The organism is Paraferrimonas sedimenticola, from assembly GCF_002282855.1.
GTDB classification, from domain to species: Bacteria; Pseudomonadota; Gammaproteobacteria; order Enterobacterales; family Shewanellaceae; genus Paraferrimonas; species Paraferrimonas sedimenticola.
Genome location: NZ_NRIR01000011.1, coordinates 33190 through 45954 on the forward strand (window position 1 = coordinate 33190; position 12765 = coordinate 45954).

The window sequence follows — 12765 nt, forward strand, 5'->3', positions numbered from 1 at the left end:
TTATCTCTCATTTGTTGATTCTACTTCTTCGACGAGGCCGCGTTTCACGTGAAACACCTTGGCCGGTGGCGCGTCGAGTGAGTCGATGATTGCTTGTGGCTCAATCGCTGTTACCAGCAGCTGAGCCCCAGTTTCATGCAATTGGCTAAGCAGCAAACGTCTGTGCTGTTTGTCCAATTCCGATGGCAAATCATCCACCAAATAAATACTGTTTTTTCCGGTTTGCTGTGTCAAAAGGCGCCCTTGGGCGATACGTAATGCGCAAACCAGCAATTTTAGTTGGCCCCTGGAAAGGGCATCCTGCGCAGGCAGAGTACCGACCTTGAGTCTAAGGTCTGCCTTATGAGGACCGGTCACCGTATAACCTAACTCAATATCCCTTTGATAACTATCGGATAATACGCTTTCCAGCGACTTTGTTTTATCCCATCCTTGATAAAAGGAAACACGCACATCTAAGCGAGGAAGAAACTGGTTGATTATACCTTTTAATACGTCATTTAACGAGGCCACATACGCATTTCTCAGTGCACTAACCTGCTCGCCAAAACGCACCAGTTCTTTGTCCCAAATTGACAGCTCAGCAGCGCTTGCACGGCGTTTTAGCAGCACGTTGCGCTGACGTATAGCACGCCGACTAGCAACCCACATAGCGTGGAACTGAGGATGAGAGTGAAACACTCCCCAATCGATGAATTGGCGACGAGCCTTAGGGCCTTCAAACAGCAGCGAAAAGCTCTCGGGTGTGATGACCTGAATTGGTAGTGATTCGGCCATTTCCGAGAGCTTGGCGGCCTTAGCGCCATCGATGCGGATTTGGGTTTCACCAGCTCGGTCGCGAGCAATACCGACCTTGTGGATGGTGTCTCCTTGGCGGACCTCTGCAAACACTGTGGTTTGGCTGGTGTCGTTGCGGATCATCCGCTGGCTTAAATGACTGCGAAACGAGCGCCCCATACCGAGAAAGTACAAAGCTTCGAGTAAAGAGGTTTTACCCGAACCGTTGTCGCCGTAAATAAGATTCAGCCCATCGGCGAGAGCCAGACGGGCTGAATCAAAATTGCGAAAGTTGTGCAGCGAAAGCTGACGCAGACTCATGTTCGCCGTAGATTACAAACGCATCGGCATAACCACGTACATAGAGTCTTCTTGATCATGGTTTTCGATGAGGGCACTGGAGTTACCGTCGATGAGTGTGATGCGCACGTCTTTTGACGGCAGACTGTTCATGACATCCAACAAATAACTCACGTTAAAGCCAATTTCCAGGTCCGTGTTTTGGTAATCCACGTCCATGATTTCTTCGGCTTCTTCCTGCTCTGGGTTATTGGCGGTAATTTTGAGAATGTCGCTTTCAAGCTGAACCCGCACGCCACGGAACTTCTCGTTGGAAAGAATCGATGCGCGCAACAAGCACTGGCGCAGCCACTCGCGATCGGCAACCACGACTTTGTCGCCGCCTTTTGGCAGCACGCGACGATAATCCGGGAAGCGTCCGTCTACCAGCTTGCTGGTTAACGTCGCTTGCTCGGTCACTGCGCGAATGGAATTCTCACCAATGGCAATGTGAATACTGGCATCTTCTGACTCAAACAAACGCGACAACTCAATCACACCTTTGCGAGGCACAATCACTTGTTTCTCTGGTAGTGAGGCTTCGATCAGTCGATAGCTCAAGGCCAAACGGTGACCATCGGTAGCTACCGCACGCAGGGTGTTGCCTTCGGTTTCCAACAACAAACCATTGAGGTAGTAGCGTACGTCCTGGTTCGCCATAGAGAACTGGGTGGCGTCGATTAGCGACTTCAGAGTTCCCTGAGTAATGGTGAATTCGATACTCGGATTCCAATCGTCGACGTTTGGATACTCTTCTGCCGGCAAGGTTGCCAGCGAGAAGCGCGAACGGCCACAGCGAATAAGCAGACGATTTTCTTGCTGCTCGACTTTTACTTCGGCGTTGTCCGGTAAGGAACGGATGATATCGAGAAACTTTTTGGCGGGAACCGTCGTGCGACCTTCAACCACGTCGCCTTCAAGGCTGGCATGGCCCACCAATTCCACTTCTAAGTCTGTACCAGTAAGCTTTAGTTGGTCAGTACTTACTTCCACTAGGATGTTAGACAAAATAGGAAGGTTATGTCGCCTTTCAACCGCTCCAGATACCAGCTGAATTGGCTTTAATAAACTGTCCCTATTGATAGTAAATTTCATGGTTTACCTATTCCCTAATGACTTTAAGACGACAAGGTCCGAATCAGATTGGCATAATCTTCTTTTATATCATGACTTTCTTCGCGTAGCTGCTCAATCTTACGACAAGCGTGCAACACTGTGGTGTGATCCCGTCCACCAAAGGCATCACCAATTTCCGGCAAACTGTGGTTGGTCAGCTCTTTGGCCAATGCCATCGCCACCTGACGAGGACGTGCCACACTGCGCGAACGGCGTTTAGACAACAAGTCCGCCACTTTAATTTTGTAGTACTCGGCAACGGTCTTTTGAATGTTGTCGATGGTCACTAGCTTTTCTTGCAAGGCCAACAGGTCGCGCAGCGCTTCGCGAACAAAGTCGATAGTAATTGGACGACCGGTGAAGTTGGCATTTGCAATCACGCGATTAAGCGCGCCCTCTAGCTCGCGCACGTTTGAACGCAGGCGTTTAGCAATAAAGAAGGCTACTTCGTCAGGAAGGTGAATGCCGCTCTCTTCGGCTTTGCGCATCAAAATCGCCACGCGAGTTTCTAGCTCTGGCGGTTCAATAGCAACCGTTAAGCCCCAACCAAAGCGCGACTTAAGGCGATCTTCTACCCCTTCGATTTCCTTAGGGTAACGGTCAGAGGTCAAAATGATCTGATGGTTGCCCTCAAGCAATGCGTTAAAGGTGTGAAAGAACTCTTCTTGAGTACGATCTTTCTTAGCAAAGAATTGAATGTCATCAATTAGCAGGGCATCGACGCTGCGGTAATAGCGTTTGAAATCTTCGATGGCATTGGTCTGCAGCGCTTTAACCATGTCCTGCACAAAGCGCTCAGAATGCATGTACACCACTTTGGCATCAGGATTGTTCTCAACAATGCCGTTACCCACTGCGTGTAACAAGTGAGTTTTACCCAAACCGGTACCACCGTACAAAAACAGCGGGTTGTAAGCGCCACCAGGATTGGCTGCCACCTGCATCGCCGCCGCACGGCCGAGTTGGTTAGATTTACCTTCAACGAAGTTGTCGAACTGATAAGTCGGATTGATATTGCTGCGGTGACTCGGTTGCTCAGCTTTCGCTGTAGGCGCCGGCGCTTTCGGTGCTGCCGGTTGGCTCACAGGCTTAGGCGCCGCAGCCACAGGTTGAGGCGCAGGCGCTGGTGTCGGTGCCGGCTTAGGTCGACTACCGACTTCAAAACGCAGTGTCGGCGCGTCACTACCTAGAGTGTCACTCAGAAATTGGTTAATAATGTTGAGATATTTATCCCTAACCCAATCCAGTACAAAGCGATTTGGTGCGTATAACACCAAGGTATCTTGAACCAATTCAACTTGTAGAGGACGGATCCACATATTGTATTGTTGTGCCGGCAATTCGTCCTGAAGTTGCCCACAACATTGCTGCCAAAGCGAAACAGCCACTTTTTTATCCCCAGTTGGATCCTTGTTAATGTGGATATTCTATCTATCTGAGTGTCGGATCGCTACCGTTTAACAGTATTTATCAACAGCCTGATCCTAACTTGTGATCGCCGAGATCCTCATCGATCGACGCCTGAATAAATAATTGCGATCGGCTTCAAAACGCCGCTGGACGGGAGCTGGGATCGATCGCTACAATTATCCACAGGATCCGACTATCTAGTGTAAACAACACTACATCTTGTGGTGATCCACAAACTTATCCACAAGAGGCGTCCAGGCAACCGATGCAGATCTGCTCAATTGCGATTAATTCGAGGATTGAGCGGCAATTCTGTTGACGCGTCTGGATAAAGTGATTACAATTCGGCCTCTTTTTTTGCCAAGCTTGCCTTTATATAGGTAGCGATGGCGTAAACTTAACTAACTTGAAGACGGATTGCCTCCAATGAGTAAACGTACTTTTCAACCAACGAACCTGAAGCGCAAGCGTACTCACGGCTTCCGCGCTCGTATGGCAACTAAAAATGGCCGCAAAGTATTGGCTCGTCGCCGTGCTAAAGGTCGTGCTAGCCTAGCTGTATAAGCTAGAACTGGTAAAAAAAGGTGAATTCTTACACCTTTCCTCGGGAGTTACGTCTGTTAACTCCCAAAAATTTCCAAAACGTCTTTTCTAATCCCGTTAGGGCTTCGACTCCACAAATTACCTTGCTAGCTGTGCCCAACAAGAGTGAGCACCCGCGGCTGGGATTAACTGTGGCCAAAAAACAAATCAAACTGGCTTGTCGTCGCAATCGCGTAAAACGCTTGATCAGAGAGAGTTTTAGACAACACCAACACGACCTTCCCGCGGTTGATATCGTGGCCATCTGCAAAAAAGACATGCAGAATATGGACAACGAACAAATCCACAAAATGGTAACCAAGCTATGGCGCAAACTCAGTCGCCGTTGCAATGGCTAGTTATTAAACTGGTTCGCGGCTACCAGCTGCTAATTAGTCCACTCATTGGACCGCGCTGTCGATTCACTCCCACCTGTTCCCAATATGCGATCGAAGCGATAAAAACGCACGGAACTGCAAAAGGTTGTTGGTTAAGCATCAAACGCATATTAAAATGTCACCCTTTACATCCAGGCGGGCACGACCCCGTCCCCAATAAACACGATAGGTGTAATAAATAGGCTATGGAATCTCAACGCAATATACTGCTGATTGGCTTGTTGTTAGTCAGTTTCTTTCTCTGGCAGCAATGGTCGGCGGAACAAAACCCGCAACCTCAAACGACTCAGGCAAGCCAGAGCCTAGATCAAGCTAGCGGTCAAGCGGCCGATGTCCCCATGGCCGACAGTGCTATCACTGACACCCAAGCTGTGTCTGAAGACCTGATCAAGGTCTACACCGACCAGCTAGAACTGCACATTAACCCTGTTGGTGGCGACGTCGTTTATGCGGCCCTGCTAACCCACATGAAAGAACTGGATGGCGAAGACCCATTCGTTATCTTTGAGCAAGGCAGTGGTTTTAACTACATTGCTCAAAGCGGTCTGATTGGTCGCGATGGCATCGACTCTAGCAGCAAAGGCCGTGCGGCTTTCAGTGCTAGCAGCCAACGCTTTGACTTGGCCGAAGGTCAAAATGAGCTTGTAGTTGATTTATCCCACACCGCTGACAATGGCGTAGTTTACGTTAAGCGTTTCACTCTGACTCGTGGTCAATACGACATCAAGGTTAGCTACCTTATCGACAATACCTCTGCAGCACCTTTGCAGCTGCAAATGTACGGTCAGCTTAAGCAGTCCATCAGTTCTGAAACCAAGAACCTGATGATGCCTACCTATCGCGGTGGTGCTTTCTCGACCACTGACGTGCGCTACGAGAAGTACGACTTTGAGGATATGGCGAAAGCCAACCTAGACAAACAAACCCTAGGTGGTTGGGTTGCCATGCTGCAACACTACTTTGTATCTGCTTGGGTTCCACCGGCGAATGAACAAAACAAATTGTTCACCAGTGTGGTGAGTGGCGGTCAAGCCAACATAGGTTATCGCGGTAACCTGGTAGACATCGCCCCTGGCGAAAAAGCCGAAATCAGCGCTCAACTGTACGTCGGTCCTAAAGACCAAGACGCCCTGTCCGCTATTTCAGAAACTCTGAACCTGGTTGTAGATTACGGTTTCCTATGGTGGTTGGCGCTGCCAATCAATGCCGTATTGATGTTCTTCCAAGGCCTAGTGACTAACTGGGGTGTGGCCATTATTTTGGTGACTCTGACAGTGCGCGGTCTTCTGTACCCGCTGACCAAAGCTCAGTACACCTCGATGGCCAAAATGCGTCAGCTTCAGCCTAAGCTACAAGATTTGAAAGACCGCTATGGCGAAGATCGCCAGAAGATGGGTCAGGCTATGATGGAGTTGTACAAGAAAGAGAAAGTAAACCCAATGGGCGGTTGTTTCCCTATCTTGCTGCAAATGCCTATCTTCATCGCACTTTACTGGGTGCTGCTAGAAAGCGTTGAACTGCGCCACGCACCATTCCTATGGCTAGAAGATTTGTCAGTGATGGACCCATACTTTGTAATGCCGTTGCTAATGGGTGCCTCTATGTTCGCCATGCAGAAGATGCAGCCAGTTCCAGCCACTATGGATCCAATGCAGCAGAAAATGATGCAGTGGATGCCAGTGGTCTTCACCGTATTCTTTGTATGGTTCCCAGCCGGTCTGGTTCTATACTGGCTAGTAGGTAACTTGGTGGCGATTGCCCAGCAAATGTACATCTACCGAGACCTTGAGAAAAAAGGCCTTAAGTAGCATTTTAAAGGCGACCTAAGGGTCGCCTTTTTTCTATTAGGAAAACCATGACACTCTCTTCATCCGACACTATTGTGGCTCAAGCGACCGCCCCCGGGCGCGGTGGGGTTGGCATTGTTCGCGTATCTGGTCCAGCTGCAACTCAGGTAGCCGAACGTGTTTTGGGCGAATGCCCCAAGCCTCGTATTGCCAGTTATCTGCCATTCAACGACGCCGAAGGACGAACGGTAGACCAAGGCATTGCCCTGTTCTTTAAAGGCCCCAATTCCTTTACCGGCGAAGATGTTCTTGAGCTGCAAGGTCACGGTGGCCAAGTCGTCATGGACTTGCTGGTACAAGCGTCGCTGGCAGTCGATGGGGTGCGCCCTGCCCGTCCTGGCGAATTTAGCGAGCGCGCTTTTCTCAACGACAAATTGGATTTAGCCCAGGCAGAAGCCATTGCGGATTTAATTGACGCGACTTCCGAGCAAGCGGCTCGAAGTGCACTCAATTCGTTGCAAGGTGAATTCTCTAACAAGGTCCATGGCCTGGTTGAGTCAGTCACTCAACTGCGGATCTACGTTGAAGCGGCTATCGACTTTCCCGAAGAGGAAATTGACTTTCTATCCGACGGCAAAGTCCAAGGTGACTTAACTGCCATCATTGAAGAGCTGGCTAGCGTGCGTAAAAGCGCCAACCAAGGGGCATTGATCCGCGAAGGCATGAAAGTGGTCATCGCTGGCCGTCCCAATGCCGGTAAATCCTCTTTGTTAAACGCATTAGCGGGCAAAGAATCGGCGATTGTCACCGATATTGCCGGTACTACACGCGATGTCCTCCGTGAACAGATTCACCTAGATGGCATGCCACTGCATATTATCGATACCGCCGGTTTACGCGATGCTCGCGACGCGGTTGAACGAATCGGTATTGAGCGCGCCTGGGAAGAAATCGAGCAGGCGGATCGCGTCTTGTTTATGGTTGATGGCACCACTACAGACGAGCTGGATCCCATGAAAATTTGGCCCGACTTTACCGCGCGTTTACCCGAAAATATGGGTTTGACCGTAGTGCGCAACAAAGCGGATGTCACCGGTGAAAGTCTGGAAGTGATCAGCGATCACGGCCACCCCGTCTATCGCTTATCCGCTAAAACCGGTTTGGGATTAGAGGCGCTAAAACAACACCTAAAAGACTGTATGGGCTATCAAGGTGCGACCGAGGGTGGCTTTAGCGCTAGGCGCAGACACTTGGACGCATTAGCAGTGGCCGCCGAACATTTGGATCTGGGTGAGCAGCAACTTCAGGTTTTCCACGCGGGCGAATTATTGGCAGAAGAGCTTCGAATGGCCCAGCAAGCCTTGAGCGAAATCACCGGCGAATTTAGCTCTGACGATTTGCTCGGTCGAATATTTACCTCATTTTGCATCGGTAAGTAGTTAGTCTTAGCAGATGACTGTCGTAAAGCGGGTACCTAGGGTACCCGTTTTTTTATGCGTATTGGCGTTCGCGACTATTCTTAATAGCTTGTACTGCCCATTTGAAAAAGCACAATGACCCCATCCCAGCAAACCATCGAAGAACGCCAATTACCCTCTATTGAAGTGGTCAGCCAACGCTGGTCTGGCAGCTATCAGGACACTGGTAAAGCGATGAAGCACCTGTATCGAAGCGCCGCTAGGTATGCCGCAGGCAAGGCGTTCAACTTGTATTACGATAGCGAGTACAAGTCTGACAATGCCGATATCGAGTCCTGTTTACCGGTAAAACAAGCATTATCCGGTAAAGTCGAAAGCCGTACCTTAGCCGGAGGATTATTCGTCTGTTTGGTCCACCAAGGCAGTTATCAGACGCTCAGCCAAAGCTATGCCAAAGTGTTTAGCTACATAGAAGCCCAAGGATATCGCCCAGAACTACCCTATCGAGAGGTGTTTTTTAAAGGCCCAGGGATGATTTTCAAAGGAAATCCGAATAAATACCTCACCGAAATCCAGATACCAATTGCAAAAATCTGATCGTGGAATCCTTGGATGCTCAGGTTACAATGCCGCCAAACAGCCCATATTTAGGACGTAAACATGGAAATCATAGTAGGTACCACGCTCGGTGGTGCTGAGTTTATCGCTGATGAAATCGCCGAGCATTGCCAGAATATCGATGTCGCTACCCAAATTCACAGCTCGCCTGCCCTAGACGAACTAGCAAGCGATCAGCCTTGGTTATTTGTCACCTCGACCCATGGCGCTGGAGAATTACCCGATAATTTGTTGTCGTTTCACGCCACTTTGGAGCAGCAAAAGCCCGACCTATCTCAGGTAAAATTCGCCATTTGTGCCATTGGTGACTCGAGTTACGACACTTTTTGCGGCGCAGGCAAAATTATCGAAACCATCATGCTTGAACTGGGCGCTGAACCGATTGTGGATAAGATCGAGATCGACATTCAGCAGGATCCAACACCGGAGGATCCTGCATTGGAATGGGCAAAAAGCTGGATCAACTCGATCTAACACCTAGAATAACTACCAAGATACCCCCAGTTACCACATAACTTATCCACATTTGGTGATCATCAGGATCAAAAGATGTGGATAAGAAAATTAAACTCGGCTTTTAGATTCGAATAGATCTGTGGATAGATCCACGCCTTGATCCGCTTGTGGATAAAAGCCGATTTTGATCCCAGCTTTTCGCACAATTGATCCAAGCTTATTCACAGCTTAGATCTTTCATAACCTCATGTTTTAAATGATTTATCTGGGTTTTCCACAGAAAACAGTCCCTTTAATAGACATAATAATAAAAAGATCTATATAAAGATCTTAAGATCTATTTAGTCAGGGCCATTTGATCCACTGAGAATTTAGCGATCGAAAGATCGTTCACCAGAAGCCGCCTATAGTGGTAGAATACGCGCCCTTATTTTTCATCGGTTCATTTTGAGGATCTTATGCAGTTTCACGAGCACTATGACGTCATTGTTGTTGGTGGTGGTCACGCAGGTACTGAGGCTGCTTTAGCAGCTGCACGCATGGGATCTAAAACACTTCTGTTAACCCAGAATGTAGACACTTTAGGGCAAATGTCTTGTAACCCGGCGATCGGCGGGATCGGCAAGGGCCATTTGGTTAAAGAGATCGACGCCCTTGGTGGTGCGATGGCGACTGCTATTGATCACGCCGGGATTCAATTTCGCACATTAAACTCCTCAAAAGGACCAGCAGTACGTGCGACTCGCGCTCAAGCAGATCGCGCTTTGTATCGTCAAGCGATCCAAAACATTCTGCAAAACCAGCCAAATCTGGATATTTTCCAGCAATCCGTAGAAGACATAACCCTAGAACAAGAACGAGTATCTGGAGTTGTCACTCAAATGGGATTGGCTTTTGGTGCCAAAACTGTAGTGCTCACCGCAGGAACCTTCTTAGCCGGACAGATTCATATCGGCCTTGAGAACTACGAGGGAGGCCGCGCAGGCGATCCTGCGTCTATGGGGTTAGCTGCACGCTTACGAGAGCTTCCTATACGCGTAGGGCGTCTTAAAACCGGTACTCCGCCTCGACTCGATGCCAAAAGTTTAGATTTTTCGGTGATGCAAGAGCAGCCAGGCGATAACCCGACTCCGGTATTTTCCTTTATTGGCAAACGCGAGCAGCAACCGCAGCAGATCAGTTGTTTTATCACCCACACCAATGCCCAAACCCACGACATCATTCGCTCGGGACTGGATCGCAGTCCTATGTATTCGGGTGTTATCGAAGGGGTTGGGCCACGTTATTGTCCGTCGATTGAAGACAAGATCATGCGCTTTGCCGAGCGCGATTCACACCAAATTTTCGTTGAGCCTGAAGGGCTTAACACCTGTGAGATCTATCCCAACGGTATTTCCACCAGTTTGCCTTACGATGTTCAGCTAGCGCTGGTGCACTCCATCAAAGGATTTGAAAACGCCAAGATTGTTCGCCCAGGGTACGCTATTGAGTACGATTTCTTCGATCCAAGAGATCTGAAAAACACCATGGAGACTAAGTCTATTCAGGGCTTGTTCTTTGCAGGGCAAATCAACGGTACTACAGGCTACGAAGAAGCTGGCGCTCAAGGGTTGCTAGCGGGGATGAACGCTAGCTTGCAAGCCCAAGACAAAGACAGTTGGAGTCCGCGCCGCGATCAAGCTTATCTCGGTGTACTGGTTGACGATCTGTCGACCCTGGGCACCAAAGAACCCTACCGCATGTTTACTTCGCGCGCCGAATATCGCTTGCTATTGCGCGAAGACAACGCCGATTTACGTCTGACTGAACAAGGCCGAAAGCTTGGTTTAATTGACGATGAGCGTTGGGCGGCCTTCTGTGAGAAACAAGAGACCATAGAAACTGAGCTGCAACGTCTGCGCAGCGAGTATGTGTTCCCTACCTCACCGCTGGTGGAAGGACTAAACCCCCATTTGAAAACGCCGATCAGTCGTGAAGCCAGCTTCGAAGAGCTGCTACGTCGCCCAGATCTGGACTATCAGCAACTGATGTCTATCGAAGGCTTTGGCCCAGCTGTTAACGATGAAAAAGCCGCTGAACAGGTGGAAATTCAGGTGAAATACGCCGGTTATATTCAACGCCAGCAAGATGAGATCGAAAAAGCGGTGCGCAACGAAAATACTGGCTTGCCGTTTGATCTGGATTACCAAACCGTACCTGGACTATCTAACGAAGTGATAGCCAAGCTCAACGAGCACAAACCGGACACCATAGGCCAAGCGTCGCGAATTTCCGGTGTTACACCGGCGGCAATATCAATTCTATTGGTTCACCTCAAAAAACTTGGCCTGCTGAAAAAAGCGGGTTAAGCCACAGCCCCAGTGATTGGGGCTTTCTTTCCCAAGAGAGCCCCTTCATAATATAGCGTTACCCTAATTTTCGAGACGTTCTTAGTGCAATCCTTATTAGATGAGGGCTTGTCCCAGCTCGGTTTAACCGCCAGCGATCGTCAAAAACAGCAACTACTCGACTTTGTCGGTTTGCTGGACAAATGGAACAAAGCCTACAACCTGACTTCCGTTCGCGATCCTCGTCAGATGATGGTTCGCCATATTTTCGATAGTCTGGCGGTATCTCCCTATTTGAAGGGTGAGCGATTCATCGACGTAGGCACAGGACCTGGATTACCTGGGATTCCACTGGCCATATTAAATCCGGACAAAGAGTTTGTGCTGCTAGACAGTTTGGGCAAGCGCATTCGATTTCAAAAACAGGTTAAGCTGGAACTGGGTTTGACCAATATTGTGCCGACACAATCTAGAGTCGAGGAATATCACAGCGACTCAGGTTTTGATATGGTATTAAGTCGAGCGTTTGCCTCGCTTAGTGACATGCTGCACTGGTGCCAGCATTTACCGAACGTCGATGGCTGTTTCATGGCTTTGAAAGCCAATTTAGACGACGCAGAAATGAGCCAAGTTCCGGCTCAGTTTACTGTAGATCGTATTGAACAATTGACCGTGCCGCGCCTGAATGAGCCGCGTCACTTGGTTTACGTCAGCAAAAATGCTGAATGAAGGTGAGATTGTGGGAAAAGTAATTGCGGTAGCTAACCAAAAAGGTGGTGTTGGGAAGACAACCACTTGCGTTAACTTGGCTGCATCCCTAGCAGCCACTCGTCGTAAAGTACTGGTGATTGATTTAGACCCGCAGGGTAATGCTACAATGGGCAGCGGCGTTGACAAATATCAAACCGAAACCACAGCTTACGAGCTATTAATTGATGAAAAGCCGTTCGAGCAGGTGGTGATCAAAGACACCTCGGGTAAGTATGACCTGATTGCTGCTAACGGCGATGTAACCGCTGCCGAAATCAAGTTGATGGAGTGCTTTGCTCGCGAAGTTCGCTTGCGCAACGCCCTTCAACCGGTACGCGATTACTACGATTTTATTTTCATCGACTGCCCACCGTCATTGAATATGCTGACGGTAAATGCCATGTCCGCTGCGGACTCCGTATTGGTACCCATGCAGTGCGAATACTATGCGCTTGAGGGAATTACTGCGCTTTTAGATACCATCAGCAAGCTCGCTTCGGTGGTAAACCCAGGTTTGGAGATCGAAGGTATTCTGCGCACCATGTACGACCCGCGCAATCGTTTGGCCAACGACGTATCTGACCAACTGAAAGGACACTTTGGCGATAAGGTTTATCGCACTGTCATTCCTCGAAATGTGCGCTTGGCAGAGGCGCCAAGTTTTGGTGCGCCTGCCATGTACTACGAAAAATCCAGTGCTGGTGCCAAAGCCTATTTGGCGCTAGCTGGCGAAATGATCCGTCGCGAAGAACAAAAACAAGAACACTTGGCTACTGAGGCAGGGTAA

Annotated in this window: 13 protein-coding genes; 10 read left to right on the forward strand and 3 right to left on the reverse strand. The window is 49.2% G+C overall.

What is annotated here, in order from left to right; translation table 11 throughout:
• From recF to dnaA, 3 genes are read right to left on the reverse strand one after another with little or no spacing between them, the layout of a single operon-like run.
• Complete coding sequence (gene recF, locus CLC93_RS16150) at positions 1-1098, reverse strand: DNA replication/repair protein RecF (protein WP_095507025.1); 1098 nt, start codon at positions 1096-1098, stop codon at positions 1-3.
• Positions 1099-1110: 12 nt separating this feature from the next.
• Complete coding sequence (gene dnaN / locus CLC93_RS16155) at positions 1111-2211, reverse strand: DNA polymerase III subunit beta (RefSeq protein ID WP_095507026.1); 1101 nt, start codon at positions 2209-2211, stop codon at positions 1111-1113.
• A gap of 23 nt (positions 2212-2234) precedes the next feature.
• Positions 2235-3620 carry a chromosomal replication initiator protein DnaA gene (dnaA, locus tag CLC93_RS16160; RefSeq protein ID WP_095507027.1) on the reverse strand — a complete coding sequence of 462 codons (1386 nt, stop codon included), beginning with the start codon at positions 3618-3620 and terminating at the stop codon, positions 2235-2237.
• Between the two features lie 448 nt (positions 3621-4068).
• Between dnaA and rpmH the strand changes: the two genes are divergently transcribed.
• The 10 genes from rpmH (at position 4069) to CLC93_RS16210 (ending at position 12765) form a co-directional block, all read left to right on the forward strand.
• Positions 4069-4206, forward strand: a complete 138-nt coding sequence (gene rpmH, locus CLC93_RS16165; RefSeq protein ID WP_095499575.1) for a 50S ribosomal protein L34 — start codon at positions 4069-4071, stop codon at positions 4204-4206.
• 20 nt (positions 4207-4226) lie between these two features.
• Complete coding sequence (gene rnpA, locus CLC93_RS16170; protein ID WP_095507028.1) at positions 4227-4583, forward strand: ribonuclease P protein component; 357 nt, start codon at positions 4227-4229, stop codon at positions 4581-4583.
• Positions 4550-4804: a membrane protein insertion efficiency factor YidD gene (gene yidD / locus CLC93_RS16175; protein ID WP_095507029.1), complete on the forward strand. Its 255-nt coding sequence runs from the start codon at positions 4550-4552 to the stop codon at positions 4802-4804. The genes rnpA and yidD overlap by 34 nt, the downstream gene beginning before the upstream one ends.
• A 3-nt stretch (positions 4805-4807) precedes the next feature.
• Positions 4808-6430: a membrane protein insertase YidC gene (gene yidC, locus CLC93_RS16180; RefSeq protein WP_095507030.1), complete on the forward strand. Its 1623-nt coding sequence runs from the start codon at positions 4808-4810 to the stop codon at positions 6428-6430.
• Between the two features lie 47 nt (positions 6431-6477).
• Positions 6478-7848: a tRNA uridine-5-carboxymethylaminomethyl(34) synthesis GTPase MnmE gene (mnmE, locus tag CLC93_RS16185; protein ID WP_095507031.1), complete on the forward strand. Its 1371-nt coding sequence runs from the start codon at positions 6478-6480 to the stop codon at positions 7846-7848.
• Positions 7849-7962: 114 nt separating this feature from the next.
• On the forward strand, positions 7963-8424 hold the full coding sequence (locus CLC93_RS16190; RefSeq protein WP_095507032.1) for a GyrI-like domain-containing protein: 462 nt from the start codon (positions 7963-7965) through the stop codon (positions 8422-8424).
• 63 nt (positions 8425-8487) lie between these two features.
• The gene (gene mioC / locus CLC93_RS16195) at positions 8488-8919 is read left to right on the forward strand and encodes an FMN-binding protein MioC (RefSeq protein ID WP_095507033.1); all 432 of its coding nucleotides are present in this window, start codon (positions 8488-8490) and stop codon (positions 8917-8919) included.
• 440 nt (positions 8920-9359) lie between these two features.
• Entirely contained in the window at positions 9360-11249 is a 1890-nt protein-coding gene (gene mnmG / locus CLC93_RS16200; RefSeq protein WP_095507034.1) for a tRNA uridine-5-carboxymethylaminomethyl(34) synthesis enzyme MnmG, read from the forward strand.
• An 84-nt stretch (positions 11250-11333) separates the two neighbouring features.
• Positions 11334-11957, forward strand: a complete 624-nt coding sequence (gene rsmG, locus CLC93_RS16205; RefSeq protein WP_095507035.1) for a 16S rRNA (guanine(527)-N(7))-methyltransferase RsmG — start codon at positions 11334-11336, stop codon at positions 11955-11957.
• 10 nt (positions 11958-11967) lie between these two features.
• A complete protein-coding gene (locus CLC93_RS16210) occupies positions 11968-12765 on the forward strand; it encodes a ParA family protein (protein ID WP_095507078.1) in 798 nt (265 codons plus the stop codon).

Bases quoted from the DNA above. Each gene is read 5' to 3' on its own strand.
- recF (WP_095507025.1), bottom strand. From the start codon at position 1,098: ATGAGTCTGCGTCAGCTTTCGCTGCACAACTTTCGCAATTTTGATTCA.
- dnaN (WP_095507026.1), bottom strand. From the start codon at position 2,211: ATGAAATTTACTATCAATAGGGACAGTTTATTAAAGCCAATTCAGCTG.
- rpmH (WP_095499575.1), top strand. From the start codon at position 4,069: ATGAGTAAACGTACTTTTCAACCAACGAACCTGAAGCGCAAGCGTACT.
- yidD (WP_095507029.1), top strand. From the start codon at position 4,550: ATGGCGCAAACTCAGTCGCCGTTGCAATGGCTAGTTATTAAACTGGTT.
- yidC (WP_095507030.1), top strand. From the start codon at position 4,808: ATGGAATCTCAACGCAATATACTGCTGATTGGCTTGTTGTTAGTCAGT.
- mnmE (WP_095507031.1), top strand. From the start codon at position 6,478: ATGACACTCTCTTCATCCGACACTATTGTGGCTCAAGCGACCGCCCCC.
- CLC93_RS16190 (WP_095507032.1), top strand. From the start codon at position 7,963: ATGACCCCATCCCAGCAAACCATCGAAGAACGCCAATTACCCTCTATT.
- mioC (WP_095507033.1), top strand. From the start codon at position 8,488: ATGGAAATCATAGTAGGTACCACGCTCGGTGGTGCTGAGTTTATCGCT.
- mnmG (WP_095507034.1), top strand. From the start codon at position 9,360: ATGCAGTTTCACGAGCACTATGACGTCATTGTTGTTGGTGGTGGTCAC.